At 53.5% G+C, this 17,126-nt stretch carries 12 protein-coding genes; 7 read left to right on the top strand and 5 right to left on the bottom strand.

Annotation, left to right across the window (positions count from 1 at the left end):
- Positions 1-2: 2 nt before the first annotated feature.
- Positions 3-1,661 carry an alpha-glucan family phosphorylase gene (glgP, locus tag B156_RS0118920; protein ID WP_018621348.1) on the bottom strand — a complete coding sequence of 553 codons (1,659 nt, stop codon included), beginning with the start codon at positions 1,659-1,661 and terminating at the stop codon, positions 3-5.
- Positions 1,662-2,131: 470 nt separating this feature from the next.
- Between glgP and B156_RS0118910 the strand changes: the two genes are divergently transcribed.
- From B156_RS0118910 to B156_RS0118900, 3 genes are all read left to right on the top strand, one after another.
- The gene (locus tag B156_RS0118910; protein ID WP_018621346.1) at positions 2,132-3,844 is read left to right on the top strand and encodes an arylsulfatase; all 1,713 of its coding nucleotides are present in this window, start codon (positions 2,132-2,134) and stop codon (positions 3,842-3,844) included.
- Between the two features lie 146 nt (positions 3,845-3,990).
- Entirely contained in the window at positions 3,991-4,215 is a 225-nt protein-coding gene (locus B156_RS0118905) for a hypothetical protein (protein ID WP_018621345.1), read from the top strand.
- A 212-nt stretch (positions 4,216-4,427) separates the two neighbouring features.
- Positions 4,428-4,952: a GreA/GreB family elongation factor gene (locus B156_RS0118900; protein ID WP_018621344.1), complete on the top strand. Its 525-nt coding sequence runs from the start codon at positions 4,428-4,430 to the stop codon at positions 4,950-4,952.
- 25 nt (positions 4,953-4,977) lie between these two features.
- Here B156_RS0118900 and B156_RS0118895 read toward each other — a convergent pair whose 3' ends face one another.
- The 3 genes from B156_RS0118895 to B156_RS0118885 form a co-directional block, all read right to left on the bottom strand.
- Positions 4,978-6,288, bottom strand: a complete 1,311-nt coding sequence (locus B156_RS0118895; protein ID WP_018621343.1) for an alpha/beta hydrolase family protein — start codon at positions 6,286-6,288, stop codon at positions 4,978-4,980.
- A gap of 199 nt (positions 6,289-6,487) precedes the next feature.
- The gene (locus tag B156_RS0118890; protein WP_018621342.1) at positions 6,488-8,158 is read right to left on the bottom strand and encodes a beta-N-acetylhexosaminidase; all 1,671 of its coding nucleotides are present in this window, start codon (positions 8,156-8,158) and stop codon (positions 6,488-6,490) included.
- Positions 8,159-8,529: 371 nt separating this feature from the next.
- Entirely contained in the window at positions 8,530-9,969 is a 1,440-nt protein-coding gene (locus B156_RS0118885) for an alpha-L-fucosidase (RefSeq protein ID WP_018621341.1), read from the bottom strand.
- A 315-nt stretch (positions 9,970-10,284) separates the two neighbouring features.
- On the opposite strand from B156_RS0118885, the gene B156_RS0118880 reads away from it, so the two are divergent.
- Both B156_RS0118880 and B156_RS0118875 read left to right on the top strand, forming a co-directional pair.
- Positions 10,285-11,082: a HipA family kinase gene (locus B156_RS0118880; RefSeq protein WP_018621340.1), complete on the top strand. Its 798-nt coding sequence runs from the start codon at positions 10,285-10,287 to the stop codon at positions 11,080-11,082.
- On the top strand, positions 11,060-11,443 hold the full coding sequence (locus B156_RS0118875) for a DUF3037 domain-containing protein (RefSeq protein ID WP_018621339.1): 384 nt from the start codon (positions 11,060-11,062) through the stop codon (positions 11,441-11,443). Before B156_RS0118880 ends, B156_RS0118875 begins: the two co-directional genes overlap by 23 nt.
- A gap of 69 nt (positions 11,444-11,512) precedes the next feature.
- On the opposite strand, the gene B156_RS0118870 is transcribed toward B156_RS0118875, so the two are convergent.
- Positions 11,513-11,932, bottom strand: a complete 420-nt coding sequence (locus B156_RS0118870; protein ID WP_026260913.1) for a DUF1810 domain-containing protein — start codon at positions 11,930-11,932, stop codon at positions 11,513-11,515.
- A 96-nt stretch (positions 11,933-12,028) separates the two neighbouring features.
- On the opposite strand from B156_RS0118870, the gene B156_RS0118865 reads away from it, so the two are divergent.
- Together B156_RS0118865 and B156_RS0118860 are read left to right on the top strand one after the other, a co-directional pair.
- Positions 12,029-13,327 carry a serine hydrolase gene (locus tag B156_RS0118865; RefSeq protein ID WP_018621337.1) on the top strand — a complete coding sequence of 433 codons (1,299 nt, stop codon included), beginning with the start codon at positions 12,029-12,031 and terminating at the stop codon, positions 13,325-13,327.
- Positions 13,328-13,942: 615 nt separating this feature from the next.
- Positions 13,943-17,119, top strand: coding sequence for a SusC/RagA family TonB-linked outer membrane protein (locus B156_RS0118860; RefSeq protein WP_018621336.1), 3,177 nt, complete (start codon positions 13,943-13,945; stop codon positions 17,117-17,119).
- Positions 17,120-17,126: the final 7 nt, after the last annotated feature.

Here is a 17,126-nt window from a genome sequence, read left to right as displayed (position 1 = left end):
AATTATTCGTACATTATCTGGTAATATTCCCGCGCCATCCGGGCCGAGGTGAAATAAGCGTTTACATCGTTCATGCTACGGAGTTGGAGGGCCTGCCAGTCGGCGGGCCTTTCGTAATACATGGGTAGTATGTCTTCTTCGAGGAGCCGGAACAGGTGATTGCGGTCGTGCTCATCGGGGTTACCTTCGGGGGCGGTGGGTATGATGAAGGCATTCTGTTCGGGGCCGTTATCTTTTTCGAACTCACAAATCCAGCCATCGTTGGTCGAGACGTTGACAGCCCCGTTCATGGCCGCCGTCATACCGCTGGTTCCCGATGCTTCGCGGGGTACGATGGGGGTATTCAGCCACAGGTCGGCACCGTCTTTGAGAACTTTGGACAGGGCGAGTTCGTAGCCGGTCAACACCGCCATACGCGGATACAGGTGACTGAGGTAGTAGAGATGGTTGAACGTCCGGGCCGCTCCGTCATCGAAGGGATAGGGTTTGCCGGCCCAGATAATCTGAAGCGGATAATCACGATTTTTCATCAACCGTTTAAACCGTTCGCCATCCTGCGTAAGCAGGTCGGGGCGTTTGTATGCCGCAAACCGGCGCGCCCACACCATCGTCAGCACGTTCGGGTCGAAGAGTTTACCTACCTGATCGGCTACAAAGGTGAACAATGGTTCTTTGAGGGCTTTTTTACGGGCTGCCAGGGCCGAGACATCCCCGGTTTGGCGGGCCGTTTCCAATTGACTGTCGGCCCAGTAGCCATGATTCTGAGCGTTGGTAATGTGCGTAATCTCGCAGATATCCGGGTAACTTCCCCACAACAGACGGGATACGGCACCGTGTAGTCTTGAAACACCGTTGGCCTTCCGGCTCAGCCGAAGCGCCACCAGAGAGTGGTTGAAAATCGAATCCCTGATGCCCGTAATCTGCCGAACTTCCTCCAGCGGCAAGTCGCCAAAAAAGCCTAACTTCTCCAAAAAACCAATGTCGTGTTTTTCATTGCCCGCTTCTTCCGGCGTGTGCGTGGTAAACACCATCCGCTCCCGCACGGCAGCAGCACTACCCAGCGTTTTGTAAAGATGAAAAACCGCCGACACGGCGTGGGCTTCGTTCAGGTGATAGACGGCAGGCTGATAGTGCAGTTCATCCAGGAACCTGGCTCCCCCCAAACCCAGCAGCATACACTGCGCTACTTTCCGCTCCGAGTCCGCATCGTAAAGCCGGTACGAGATCGAGCGGGCGGCTTCATCATTGCCATCCACATCGGTCGTCAGGAAAAACATCGGCACCGTGCTGAAGTGCTTTGGGTCGAGAAAGAACGCCTGTACCCAAACCGGCCGGCCGGCTATGGTAATCGTGAATCGAATGCCCGTATCCTGCAGGAACCCGTACATTTTCTCCCGAAACTGAACGTCCATTGAGTTATCGGCCTGACGGATCTGATCGTAGTAGCCACACTTCCAGAGAATACCGATACCAATCAGGTTCTGACGTTCATCGAAGGCACTTCTCATGTGCGATCCGGCCAGGAAGCCAAGGCCACCGGAGTAGGTTTTCAAGGCCTGGTCGATAGCAAACTCCATCGAAAAATAAACGACGGATTTCTGGAAAGCAGGGGCAAAGGAATAGGGATGGCGAAAAGCCGATGGCAGTTGTGAAACAGACATGGAAGGGGGACGAATAAAACAGGATTAAACCCCAAATTTATTAGACTAAAAGAGAAACCAATCTTTAACTGGCTATTTATTCGCAAAAAGATGCCTGATCAATGGGCCACTGCTTTTAGCCAACGCATAGGTATGAAGTTCTTACTACGTTGGGAAGCCCGTTATTCGGAGCGTCTCGAACAGGTTATTCACCTCGCCGATGCGTGGATCGCCGTTGAGGGCAAAATACCAGAACGTTACCACCGGCAGTCTGTTTCAGACGACCATGCCCATGCTGAAGCCGAAAAACGTTGGTGGGATCATCCGGGGGTTTGTCTCCGGCCAAACAAATACCATCTTTGCCTGGGATACACCGCTACCCAACGGCAAGGAACCTGCAGTGTGGTTCCACGACATTTACCGGACAAACAGAACTCCGTGTAGTCAGTACGAAGTAGCAAAATAAACGCCCTGACGGGCAAAAAGTAAGCATGAAAAAAAAATTGTTCCTGATATCATTCCCGCTCATGTTTGTGGTAGCGCTACTACTTTTTAGCGGATTCGGGAAGCGTAAACCGTCATTAACCCCACCCAAGGCAGCCCGTAAGCCCAATATCATCGTGATTCTTGCCGACGACCTCGGCTTTTCGGACGTAGGGTGCTACGGGGGCGAAATCCACACCCCAAACATCGACTATCTGGCTGACAACGGTCTTCGTTACACGCAATTTTATAATACGTCGCGTTGCTGTCCAACGCGCGCAGCCCTGTTGACCGGCTTGTATAATCAACAGGCGGGCATTGGTAAAATGACCGATGCCGAAGACGAACCCGGATACTGGGGTCACCTGACCGACAACACCGTTACCCTGGCCGAAGTACTTAAATCTGCCGGTTACCAGACGGCCATGACCGGCAAGTGGCACGTATCGAATACCACCGTCCAGAAAAACCCCGCTGATCAACTGGCCTGGCTGAATCATCAGAAAGACTACGGCGACTTCGCCCCCCTCAACCAGTACCCAACCAGCCGGGGTTTCGACAAGTACTTCGGCAATATCTGGGGTGTGGTCGATTTCTTTGACCCGTTTAGCCTGGTTAGTGGCACCAAACCCGTTAAGACCGTCCCGAAGAATTATTACCACACCGATGCCATCAGTGATACAACGGTAGCGTACATTAACTCCTTCGCCAAAACCTCGTCGCCCTTTTTCATCTATGTAGCCGAAACCGCCCCGCATTGGCCCCTGATGGCCCTTCCTGCCGATATTGCCAGGTACAAGGACACTTATAAGGGCGGCTGGGATGCTATCCGAAAAGCCCGGTACGCGAAGATGAGTAAACTGGGCCTGATAGACCCGGCTAAAACCAAACTATCCGCACGCTGGCAGGGCGACCTGAGCTGGGAGAAAAACCCGGATAAGCAATGGGATGCCCGGGCTATGGCTGTCCATGCCGCCATGATCGACCGGATGGATCAGGGCATTGGCCACATTATTCAGGCCCTGCGCAAAACGGGTCAACTTGATAATACCTTAATTTTATTCCTGTCGGACAATGGGGCCAGTCCCGAAAACTGTGCGGCATACGGCCCCGGCTTCGACCGTCCCAACAAAACCAGAGACGGTCTGCCGATTGTGTATGACCTGAAAAAACAGCTACTCCCCGGCGCCGAAACTTCTTATGCTTCCATCGGGCAGCGCTGGGCGAATGTAGCCAATACGCCCTACCAGTACTGGAAAGCAGAATCGTACGAAGGGGGCGTGCATACGCCCCTGGTAGCATTCTGGCCAAAAGGGATTACGGCGAAGAAAGGCAGCTACAGCGCGCAGGTTGGCCATGTAATGGACTTCATGTCCACTTTTGTTGAGTTGACGGGTGCTACGTATCCTGCGACGTTCAGGGGACACGCTATTACCCCAACAACCGGAATCAGCCTGGTACCCTCTTTCAGGGGTCAGGCTACACAGGGCCATGAATCGCTGTTCAATGAGCACTTTGGCGCCCGGTACGCCCGACAGGGAGACTGGAAACTGGTTTCTTCCAGCCGCGACAGCACCTGGCAGTTGTTCAACCTGGCCACCGACAAATCTGAAACGCAGGATGTAGCGGCTCAGCATCCCGACAAGGTACGCCAGTTGGAAAGCCAGTGGCACCAGTGGGCCAACACGCATCAGGTTTTTCCGAAACCGGGAAAGAAATAACCAGCATTCCCCTCTCCTGCTTGCTACCAGCCGGAGCTGCGTGACGCGAAGACGCCCCTTATTCTATTACCGGTTGACTTATTCTTCCTGCAAACAATCGTTCTTTACCAGTGGTTAACTACTAATTCAGTAGATAAACAAACAACATGAGTAAGGGAGCCAGTCAACCTACCGTTCGCGAGACCGCCGACGAAACCAAGAAATACGAATTAGATACCAACCTGCCCGACGAAGCACAGGGCAAAACGGCACGGGGTAAGCATAAAACCAAACAGAGCACCGAAGATGAACACGATGCCACCGGTTCCGTGGAACACCCACACAAGGGTGACCATAGCCACCAGCAAACCAATGAGTCGGACAACCGTTAACCCGGTTGGAAGAAGAGTCGGAAAGCCTCAGAAAGACGAACTTACCGGCTCTTTTTGAGGCTTTTTGCTATAGGTAACCCCTCCTGCTGCCGCCAAATGGTCAGGGAGATACCAATAGCAGGCCATCTGGCTGGGATACCCAATCCCGCAACATCCCTGACAAATTGGTGCGTTGATAGACTAATCAGCGCTATGAAACCCGCATTTCAACCATGAGCAGTGCCTTCTTAAAAAATGAAACGGCTGATGTGCCCGTCGTTATCCCGGCGCGGGCGCCCCTACCACCGGGTACAATCAACTACGTTACACCCCGTGGCCTTGCGCTGCTGCGTGAAGAACTCAGCGATTTGGAAGCTCAGCACGGCCGAATTCAGACCGATAGCAGCGAAGACAATGACCGCATGCGGCAACTAGCCCTGTTGAACGGAAAGATTGGCAACCTAAATCAGCGCATTGCCAGTGCCCGGGTTGTTGACCCCGCTAACCAGCCCCACGACGAAGTTCGCTTCGGAGCAACGGTAACTCTGCAAACACGGATAGGTAAAAAAGTGGGGGAAACGCGCCGGTTCACGCTGGTTGGGGTCGATGAGGCCGATGCGTCAAACGGGCTTATTGCCTTTACGGCACCCATTGCCCGCAGCATGCAGGGAAAACGTACGGGCGAAACCATTACGCTACGAACCGTGAAGGGAGAAACCGAAATGGTCATCACCGACATCGCCTACGCTGTTGAGTGAGCCAGCCTAAGATGCCCTGTAAACCTTAGCGGGCACCCGGTGCCGCGTGGCGCATCTCAAGCCCTACCGACATACGGGGTTTGAAACCCGTCCACGGGCCAACAGCGTCGGTTTCGGGCAGGTTCAGGTACCTGGCGTAATCCATCTTTTTGAGGTGGATACCCAGAAAAGCCGTAACGAAGTGCTGGTTGGTGTTATTGATCCGGTGCTCGTTCCAGGCTGGTTCGGCGTAGTGCATATACTCCTCGGGCGGTACACCGGGCAGGAGCGATGCCGCCGGGGGCGGATTGGGCGCTACGTTGTGCCGGGCGTTGACATACGTCAGCATATAACGGTCAGCGTTGACGGCTCCCTCGTAAATAGCTTTAATTCCTTTTTCGTAACCCGACACATCATCTTTACTGCCGGCAACAAACAGTGTGGGCAGGGTCAGCCCCGCCAGTCCGGCAGCATCCCACATGCCGCGTTCCATCCCCCAGGGGGCAAAAGCCACCACGGCTTTGATGCGCGGGTCGAGCGATGCTTTGTACGTGGGTGAGTCCATCGTGCGGGGTTCGAGGGCAGTGCTACCTCCGCCCATTTGCCCGAATAGTTTCATTGCCTGCGGGCTGAAACCAGCCCCGGTAGCATTGAGTGCCCCATACCCGCCCATCGAATAACCCACCAGCCCGGTATTGTTGGCATCCAGCAACCCCGACAGGAACGTCTTGCCGGTTTTGGCACTCAGGCGAGCCATTTCGTTCAGCACGAACAAATCGTCGGGTGCCCGATTAACCAGCGTGCTGGGAAAAGCAGCCAGATCGCGGTACGTTGATTCGGTATGGCCAATGGCCACCACTACATACCCCTTGGAGGCCAGATTTTCGGTCAGGTAAGTGAGCAGCAACCGCGAGCCGGGATAGCCGTGTGAGACAATAACCAGCGGATAAGCCCCCCCGCTGGCATCGGGTTCGGCATCACGACTGGCGCGACCCGTAAACGTGAACGGAATGAGTGGCCGCTTGGGGTCGTTGGCCCGGCCAAATACTTCTTCGTAAGTCACCAAAGCCGGTTTATTAGTCGGCAGGCGGGCCGGATACCAGATTTCGAGGGTTAGGGGGCGGTCGTACAGCGGGTGTTTACCGTCCGTCTGGTGCAGCACATCAACCTGCGCCGGGTGCGTCACAGTCAGCGTGCGCACTCCAACAGGATAGGTACCACGCGGAGAAAGCTCGGGGGCATTAGGTAGCGGATCGCCAATAACGAAGGTATCGCCGGTCGTTTGGGCCGTAGTGGACACCACCATTCCCAGCGTTAGTAAAAGAGCAAACAGGTACTGAATCGGGGTAGTTTTCACAAATTGTCAGGGGTAGAAGCCTTCTGATTGGGTTACGAATTAGTAGCTAAAAGTAGCTCTTTACCAACAATTTTCGTCACAAAGATTAGTTAACATGCCTATTTTTGGCCGGATGCACCCTGTACCCCACCCCCTAACAAACGAAACAGGGACTACGAATCCGTAGTCCCTGTTTCCGAAAACAACTGGTATAACCCGCTTATTTACTCGCCGTTTCTTTCGGCATCTGGTATTCAAAACCACCGTTTATAGGCGCACCGTAATAGTTGACTTTCAGGTAGTCGAGCCGTTTGTTATGAATCTCCAGTCGCTTTTTAAAATCATCAATGGTACGGCTGGCCTGGGGCGTCCAGCCCGTTTCTGCTACGGCAATCAGGCGCGGAAACAGCATATACTCCGCGTAGGCGGGGGTCAGAACGTATTCCGTCCAGAGGTTGGCCTGCACACCCAGTACGTGTTTAGCCTGCTCAGCCGTCAGGCTATCGGTTACCGAGGGGTCGAAGCTGTACACCTTTTCGAGCGGCAGATACCCACCAATGGCAATGGGCACGGTGGGCTGCAGTGATTTATCCACCTGGTAATAATCGAGGTAGCAGTAAGTAGTGGGGGTCATGATGACGTCGTGATTCTGCCGGGCAGCGGCAATGCCCCCCGCTACGCCACGCCAGCTCATCACCGTCGCGTTGGGCGACAAACCGCCTTCCAGAATCTCGTCCCAGCCAATGATCCGACGGCCTTTTGACGTGACAAACTTATCGATGCGCTGGATGAAATAGCTCTGCAGTTCGTGTTCGTCTTTCAGGCCTTTCTCTTTCATCAGATTCTGACAGAAACGGCTTTGTTTCCACTGCGTTTTGGGGCACTCGTCACCCCCGATGTGAATGTACTGACTGGGAAACAAATCCATGACTTCCGTCAGCACGTCTTCCAGAAACGTAAACGTCTCCTCACGCGGGAACAGGACATCATCCATTACTCCCCATTTGGTCACGACATCCACGATTTTGTCCGGGTTGCTACCAAATTGCGGATAGGCCGCCAACACCCCCGCCGAATGGCCCGGCATCTCGATTTCGGGTATCACGGTTACGAATTTTGTCCCGGCGTATTTAACCACTTCGCGTACTTCGTCCTGCGTGTAGAAACCACTGTAAGGTTTGCCATCGTATTTATTGTCGCCGTAGCGCCCTACCATCGATTGTTTCCGGATGGAGCCGATTTTCGTTAACAACGGGTATTTTTTAATTTCGATGCGCCAGCCCTGGTCTTCGGTCAGGTGCCAGTGAAAGGTGTTCATTTTATGCAGAGCCAGCAGGTCGATGAACTTCTTAATGAACTCCACCGGCATGTAGTGCCGTCCCACGTCCAGCATCCCACCCCGATACCCGTAGCGGGGCTGGTCCTCGATGGTGCAAGCCGGAACTTCCCAGGCTACATTATCTACCTGAGTCGAACTGAACACTGCCGGAGGCATAAGTTGCATCAGTGTCTGTACGCCGTAGAAAAACCCTTTGGGCTGCTCGGCGGTGATAACAATTTGCCGGGGCGAAACGGTCAGCTTGTACCCCTCGGCGCCAAACTGAGGGCCTTTCGCACTCACAAACAAAATCCCTTTACCCGCTTTGCCCGCTGTAACGGACGGTTTATAGCCCGTGGCAATAGCCAGTTGATCGGCCAACAGTCTGGCAATAGGAAGCAACTGCGCGTTGGTTGACTGAATAATAATGTCCACATCGCGGGGAATGGTAAAACTCCCTTTCTGCTCCGTTAGCCGGGTTGGTTTGGGTATAATGGCATACCGGGACTGGGCGTGCAGTACCAACGTAGCTTGCAGCAGGAGTAAGCCACAGATAAGCAGCGATTTCTTCATAAGTAGGGGTTTCAATTAGTAAATGGGCCGTTTAGAACTATGTGATTTACAGGATTGACTCATCAGGTAAGCAGATAGGATAACCCATAAAGAAATAGGCTCATCACCTATTTTAAAATTTTTTATAAATATAAAGCAAAGGGATTATTTTATGAAGAAAGTAGACCTGACCGCTACAAAAAATTTTCCTTTTCAACGTGAATACGGGCGTAAAGACGGTCCGATAAGCCTATTTCCAATCCCGTATTTACATTTCATTTTTTAACGAATAACCGCTATCCTGATTGGTACACAACACCTCGTTCCGGGTACGGCGCATCACGCAAAAGGAACCCGGGGAGACCGCACACCCCGGCAGTACTACCTGGCCATTATACGACTTTAAACACCCAAACGGGTTGCCCGGCCAGTTGTTGCCGTACTTTTTCGGGAATCAAAATGGTCATGCCATCGGCCGTTTTTGTCGCTTTCAACGTCTGCTTTACACCCAGGATAGTCACGACAACTTTTGATGCTTTACTCATAGCGGGCAGGGTAACGCTGGCGGGCAGCTGTTGTTCCGAGTCGGCAGGCAGGTAGGATGCGTAGCTCGCCTTACCGTTGGTAGTAAAGGCCCACTGCCCCTGCCGATAGGGAGCCAGGGGTTTGGTATCGTAAATAGACTCACTATTTACGGCTATCCAGCTGCCAATTTCCTGCAAGCGGGTGTAGGCTTCTTCGTGCCATTCGCCGTCGGGACCGGGGGCGATGTTCAGGAGCAGGTTGCCGTTTTTCGCCACAATGTCGACCAGCGTTTGTACCAGTTTGCGGGCGGGTTTAAAGTTCTCCTTCGGGATGTACGACCAGCTATCACCCATCGTCATGCACGACTCCCAGGGAATGGGCAGGTAGTGGTCAGGAATCGACTGCTCCGGTGTTACGTAGTTTTCGAACTCCCCCGCCACCGTGCGGTCCACCACCAGCAGACCGGGCTGGTGCTGACGAGCCATTCCGGCAATGCGGGCCATGTTTATATCCTGACTGTAGGGAATGGTGCGCTGCCAGCTAATGGTGCTGTCGATGGTGCTGGCGGGCCGTACCCAGCCGCCATCCAGCCACAGAATATCCACCTTGCCGTAGTCCGTCATCAGTTCCTGAATCTGGTTGTAGGTAAAGTCGCTGAACTGCTTCCACTTGTCAGGGTATTTTTTGGGGTCGTAGTTCACATTGCGGTCCTTGGGTGGGAAGTACGGCCACCAGTACGAGTCAGTATGCCAGTCGGGCTTGGAGAAATACGTGCCGACCAGGAACCCTTTGTCACGAAACGAGCCCAAAATCTCTTTGGTTACGTTGCTGCGGGGGTTGCGGGAAAACGGCGTTTTGGCATCGGTGATTTTATAGTCGGTCTGCTTCGTATCGAACATGCAGAACCCGTCGTGGTGCTTGGTGGTAAAAATCATGTATTTCATCCCCGCTTTTTTGGCCGCATCGGCCCACCGCTCCGGGTTGAACTTGACGGGATTGAAGGTGGTCTGTAGCGCTTCGTACCCCTTTTTGTATTCGTACCAGTTGCTGGCTGTCGGGCCTTTGCGTTCGCACCAGCCCTCATCTTCGGGGCATAGCGACCACGACTCCACAATGCCCCGCTCGCTATAGGTGCCCCAGTGCATGAGCAGCCCAAACTTTACCGTTTGCCAGGTAGCCAGTTTCTGTTTGACAGCCTCTTCTTTCGGGGCAATATAGTTAACGTGGTTCTGTTCGGAGTGCTGCTGGGCGTGGGCTGACAGTACCAGAAGCAGACTGACAGTGAAGGGTACAAAAAGTCTTATCATGTAGAAGTTAGTCAACTGTTTTACAAAATAAAGTATCAATTCGTTTGCGCGGGCATTGGGCGTATAGTTTAAGGCAAAAACAGGTACTTGTTTTCTATTCAGGCTATTTTTACTGCGTGTAACATCAGTTCAACATCGCTTAATCGGTAGAACAATGATGCTCTTACCACGGATGCAAGGCAAACGCGGGAACGGGATGATTAGCAACTGGCAGCCGTTTTCCGTCAGCGGGGAATTAATTCCCCGCTGACGGAAAACCTAAGTAGCTATTTTTTCAACATTTCATTCTAAATTTCCCGGAAACAACCCGTCGTCGTGTTATTAGATTCTCTTTCAATCCGAACCGTTCAGGTAACCCGTTACGCGAAGCCCCTGCGCGAAGGGGGTTCCCTACCCGCGCTGGTCGAAGCAGACGATGGTTTTTTGTACGTCCTAAAGTTTCGGGGTGCCGGTCAGGGTACCAAAGCCCTCATTGCCGAACTGATTGGGGGCGAGATAGCCCGTGCGCTGGGTCTGCGGATACCGGAACTGGTTTTTGCCACACTCGATGAGGCTTTTGGCCGTACCGAACCCGACGAAGAAATTCAGGATTTGCTGCGGGCCAGCGAAGGTCTGAACCTGGGGCTTCATTACCTGTCCGGCGCCATCACCTTCGACCCCATTATAAACACGGTCGATGCCCGGCTGGCCTCGCAGATTGTGTGGTTGGATTGCCTGATTACCAACGTGGACCGCACCGCCCGCAACACGAATATGCTCATCTGGCATAAAGAACTCTGGCTGATCGACCACGGCGCGGCTCTTTATTTTCATCACTCCTCTCAAAACTGGGAAGAACAAAGCCGTCGGCCGTTTTTGCCGGTTAAAGACCATGTTCTGTTGCCATTCGCTACCGACTTGCGTACTGTCGATGCTGAGTTTCGCCCGATTCTTACGCCCGAACGCATCGAGTCTATCGTGTCGCTGATTCCCGACGACTGGCTAACCAATGAGCCATCGGCCGACTCCGCCGACGAACAGCGACGGGTGTATGTGCAATTTTTAGTGGCCCGACTGGCCACCTCCGAAACCTTTGTCAACGCTGCTATCGATGCCCAACAAGCACTTGTTTGAGTACGCCGTTATCCGGGTCGTTCCGCGCGTTGAACGGGAGGAATTTCTCAACGTCGGCGTCATTCTGTACTGCTCTGCGCAGGGGTTCCTGCAAACGAAGTTTGTGCTGAACGAGCAGCGACTCCGGCCCTTTTGTGGTGAACTGGATATGGACGAACTTCACGAACGCCTTTGTGCTTTCGAGAAAATATGCGCGGGTCGCCAGGCAGGTGGACTGATTGGCCAGCTACCCATTGCCGGGCGTTTTCGCTGGCTTACCGCCACGCGCAGCACGGTTGTGCAGACCTCGCCCGTACACCCCGGTCTGTGTACCGATGCGGGTGAAACGCTGGCAGATTTGTTTGCTAAGCTGGTTGCCTGAATCAACTGCCTGTACGGCTGTATTGCACCACGCCTTACTAAAGTGGGCTGTTCGTTCTTACGGACTCCTTTACACAAGGGCAAGGGTTCGCTGGTCGGGGTTACCGCCATAATAGCGGTCCAGCACAGCCTTAAAGACCGGATTAGCTGGCTCAACCCGACTAAACAGGGTCATACAGGAGTGTAACTTCATGTCATCCGGACTGCCCAGAATCTGATTAGCCGTTTTACCCTCAATGGTGAGTAAAGCCTGCGAAATCTCGATCAGCCGACTTCCCAGAACCGGGTGCGCCAGGTAGTCGCGGGCTTCTTCCAAGTTGTGGAGTGCGTAAAATTTTGCCGTCTCACTAAAACCCAGTCCGGCAATCTGCGGAAAGATGTACCACATCCAGTGGCTTTGTTTCTTTCCATTCCTAATTTCGCCCAGCGCCCGATTGTAGTCACTAGACTGAGCCTCCAGAAATCGCTTTAACTCTCTGTCTGAATGCATAGCGATACGGTTTGTTGTTTACACATAAAGGGTTTCAGCGGGCTTTTGTTTCGTACCAATCGCCCAATTTCTAAAATTCTCACCAGCGTCAAGGCAATGGAATTACAGACAAAAATTCTTATGGGGGCCCTTGCGCTTCTCAGTACATCCACCTTCGGTCAGGTGCGTACCGATGCTTTCCTGAAAAAGCTGTTCTCGGCCAGCAGAAACCCTATTTTCCAGGAAATAATCCAGCATCCGGACACCTACCGGCTCCAGGTAATTTATACGCAGATAAACCGGGATAAAGCCAATAACCCTTCGTTTACAAACTACTACTTTAACGTCGACAGTACGGTTTATTTTAACCCGGCCTCTACGGTAAAACTGCCTCTGGCGCTCCTGTCGCTGGATAAAATCAATACCCTGCACAACCCTGCCATCACGAAATTCACAGCAATGCAGTTCGACAGTGCGTACAGTCGGCAAACGAAAGAATGGCGGGATGAAACATCGGAAACGGGTTATCCTTCCGTCGCCCATCTGATTAGAAAAGCTTTTCTGGTCAGTGAAAACGACCCGTACAGCCGCATGTACGAGTTTGTGGGGCAGTCCGAAATTAACCGGGCTCTGCACGCACGGGGTTACCTCGATACGCGGATTACGCACCGGTTCGTTCGCATGACCCCCGACGAAAACCGGCATACCAACCCTGTTCGTTTCATCGACAAGGCGGGAACACTGATTTATGCCCAACCCGCAGCCTACAACGAAGTGCCGTTCGATTTCAGTCGGGTAGCCAAACTGGGGAAGGGCTACAGGACCGGCAACGATAGCCTGGTACACGCTCCGTTCGACTTTACCGAACGCAATAAACTCCCACTCGAAACGCTGCAACAACTGCTTCAGTCCACGCTGTTTCCGCAATCGGTTCCGGCCAAAAAGCGGTTCAACCTGACCGATGATGATTACCGGTTCCTCTACCAGTATCTGTCGCAATACCCCGGCGAAACCAACTACCCCAAATACGACTCCAGGCAATACTACGATAGTTACGTGAAATTCTTCTTCATGGACAGCCTGCACCACCGGATACCCGCCAATGTGCGGGTGTTCAATAAAGTGGGCTGGGCGTACGGCTTCCTGACCGACGCATCATACGTGGTCGATTTCAAAAATAAAGTTGAATTCATGTTGACTGCCACCGTTTACGTGAACAGCGATGGCATTCTGAACGATAATAAGTACGATGAGGATACCGTTGGGCACCCGTTTCTGTATCAGCTTGGCCAGACAGTGTACCAGTACGAATTGGACCGAAAACGCCAACACAGCCCCAACCTGAGCCGGTTTGGGCTCTCTTACGAAAAACGGGTCGATGATAAACGGCCGGTGGTAAAGGATGTTGATAATTAATCAGTCATCCATTACACGTGCAAACACGAACCGGTTACCCTACGCGCAAATAGGTTTATTTAGGATTAAAACGAGAAAAAATTTTCCTTTTCACTTGCATTATATTTGGCAAATTCTGTTTTTCCTAAAATATTAAGTAGGTATAATAAAAAAATATTAAAATAGTATTTGGAATATATAGCAAATAGCTACATTTGCCAATAAGATTAATTATTCATTAAGGTATCCTTCACAAATTGATTACTCACTGGCCGCACTTGTGGAGTAATCAATACAACTCAGTACCGACACAGCCTGTCAGTACGTGAGAGATGGGTTGTCATACGCCCCGGGCTGTGCGACAAAAACCATCAGTAGCATGCATTGTACGGTTGGCCTGCACGGTCCGGCCGTTACAATCAAGAGTCTTCAGTAACCAAATTCAATTCAGTATACCCACCCGGCCGGAAGGTTCGGGGGCAGTTATGTTACGTCTGGTCAGTTCGGATAATCTCGAATCGGGCGGCTAGTATTCGGCATTGTCCGGGCAGCCAGGCGTACATAATCGCTAGCACAATAGCTGTCAATCGGTGGCTGTTTCCAACTCAATAAACGACACATTAACCTGAATGATCCATGCAAAAACGACTACTTATCTGGCTTTTGCTTTGCTGTTGGGGCGGGCTAACGGCTCAGGCACAAACCCGGCTGGTGAGCGGAACGGTTAGTTCCGCAGAAGAAGGCCCGTTACCCGGCGTTAACGTTATCCTGAAAGGGACCACCACCGGTACCACCACCGACTCAAACGGCAAGTTTTCAATTTCGGTACCCACCGATGAGGCCGTACTGACCTTTAGCTCCATTGGTTTCGCCACAGACGAACTAACAGTAGGGAGCCGGTCGACACTCGATTTTACCCTCAAAGCCGACACTCGGGCACTTTCCGAAGTGGTCGTTACGGCTTTCGGAGTTAAAAAAGAGGTGAAATCGCTGGGGTACGGTGTGCAGGAAATAAAAGGCAGTCAACTCACCGAAGCGCGGGCCACCAACGTGGTCAACGGACTATCGGGCAAGGTGGCGGGTCTGCGGGTGAGCAGCAACGGCGGGCCGGGCAGCGGCTCCACCATTCAGATTCGCGGAGCTTCCTCGGTATCGGGCAATAATCAACCCCTGGTCGTTGTTGATGGCGTACCGATTCAGCAAACGTTCGATAAGCAGTTCGGCTCCGGCCTGTCGGAGATTAACCCAGACAACATTCAGGAAATGACCGTATTGAAAGGTCCCAACGCAGCCGCGCTTTACGGCTCACGGGCGGCCAACGGCGTTATTCTGGTCACCACCAAAACGGGAGCGGGTACTAAAGGAATCGGCGTTGAAATCAACTCGAACACCACCTTCGAACGTCCCTGGGTGAAGCCTGATTTCCAGAACACCTACGGCGGTGGCAATGGCTACCGGACCTGGTACAACGACGGCTGGAGCGGCTCCATCACCGACCCACTCGAAGTTAGTCAGTACCGGGCTGCGTACGGCCCCAACGCCCCATTGAGCGGCACGGAAGGCACCGACGAAAGCTGGGGTGCCCCGATGGACGGTCGGCTGGTACGGCAGTGGTGGACGGGCAAAGAAGTAGCTCCCCTGACGCCCCAGCCCAATAATTACGATGAATACTGGCAAACGGGCAAAACCTTCACCAACAACATTGCCCTGTCGGGCGGTAACGATAAAGGAAACTTCCGGCTGAGCATCGGTCGGCTGGACCAGCAGGGAATCATGTACTACAACGATTTCCATCGCAATAATTTCAAGTTCAATTCGGGCTATAAGTTCACCCCTAAGCTGAGCATTACCCTGTCGGCGGAGTACATCAAATCCGGCTCCAAAAACCGGGGTTACACGGAAGGGCAGCAGTTTATCTGGTCGCACCGGCACGTTTCCTGGGACCAACTGCGGGATTACGAAGCCTACCAGGGCATCAGCATCAACCGGGCGGTAGCGGGTAAACCCGCTGACACCGACCCGCCCAACTGGCAGCACACGTTCTTCACGAATCCCTACTTCACCCAGAAAGCCCTGCCCTCCGGCAACGACAAAGACCGGCTGGTGGGCAACATTGCGCTCAACTACCAAATCCTGCCTTCGCTGAGTCTGTTGCTCCGCTCCGGCACCGATGTCTGGACCGATACGCGGATTAACGTCCTCAATTTTGAGCGGGTGCGGAACGGCAACACCACACCGGGTTCCTACTCCGAAGAGGTCCTGCGCCGGCAGGAATCGAACAGCGATTTCATTTTTACGTACAACAAAGCCATCACCCCTGATTTTACCGTTAACGTACAGGCTGGGGGCATCAACCGAACGAACTATTACAAACGCAACTACCTGAAAGTGGGCCAGCTGGTGGTAGATGGGGTGTACAACGCCGGTAACGCCAACCCCAGCCAGAACACGGCCGAAAGTGCCATCGAGAAATCGCAGGTGAACAGTGCGTTTGGGTCGGCGGAGTTTGGCTGGCGTAACGCGCTGTTTGTGAACGCTACAGCCCGCAACGACTGGTCGAGCACGCTGCCCACCGAAGCCCGCTCGTATTTCTACCCGTCGGTATCGGTGAGTGCCGTGGTGTCGGAACTGCTCAATCTGCGGAGTAACGTGTTGTCATTCGCCAAGGTGCGGGCCAGCTGGGCGCAGGTCGGCAACGATGCGGACCCTTACCAGTTGCTGCAAACGTTCCGGGCCAATGGCTCCTGGAATGGCTCGGTGCCTGAGTTTTATGAAAACAAAAAGATTGCCAATTCGGGCCTGAAGCCCGAAATAACGACCGGTACGGAGTTGGGCATCGACCTGCGGTTTCTGAAGGGCCGCGTCGGTCTGGACCTGACGTATTATGACCAGCTATCCCGCAACCAGATCCTGGGGGTCGAAATATCGAAAGCCAGCGGCTATGACTCGCGCATCCTGAACGCCGGAAAAATTTCCAACAAGGGGCTTGAGATTGTGCTGACTGGCTCACCCGTCCGGCTGGCGAATGGCTTCAGTTGGGAAACGGCGCTGAACTTCTCCCGCAACCGCAACAAAGTCCTCGAACTGGCCGAAGGGTTGACCACCTACGTACTCTACAGCCGTCAGGGGCTCAACTCCGAAGCCCGCGTGGGGCAGGCCTATGGCACCCTGTTCGGGATTGGCTTTGACCACGCACCCGACGGGCAGCGGATTTACGGCGCCAATGGCTACCCGGTTGTATCGGCTACGCCACGCGTACTGGGTAACATTCAGCCCCGGTGGACGGGCGGCTGGCAGAACACCTTCAGCTACAAAGGCATCGTGCTGTCGGCCCTGGTCGACGTACGGTCGGGCGGTAGTCTGTTCGATGAGGGCACTGGCACCGGACGCTGGACCGGGCAGTACGCCGAAACGGCGCTGGGTCGGGAAGAAGGGGTCATTGGCAAAGGCGTGGTGAATATGGGCAGCGCCGAACAGCCCAATTTCGTGCCCAACACCACCATTGTACCCGGCAACGCCCTGTATGGCTATAACAACCCGCGCCGGTACCACGAAGCGGCTATTTTCGACGCCAGTTACGTGAAACTGCGCGAAGTAACGCTGGGGTACCAGATTCCGGCCGCATTGCTGAGCCGCATCAAAATCCGGTCGGCAAAAATTTCGCTGGTGGGTCGCAACGTGCTGATGCTGTTCAAAAATACGCCCCACATCGACCCCGAAGCAGACCGCTTCGGGGCCAACTCGCAGGGTTTTGCCTACGGTGAACTTCCCAGCAGCCGCAGTTTGGGCGCCAACCTCAATCTTAGTTTTTAATGTGTTT

Source organism: Spirosoma luteum DSM 19990 (assembly GCF_000374065.1).
Lineage (GTDB): Bacteria > Bacteroidota > Bacteroidia > Cytophagales > Spirosomataceae > Spirosoma > Spirosoma luteum.
Note: the sequence above shows the minus strand (reverse complement) of the source record. Positions and strands in the feature narration are given on the sequence as shown.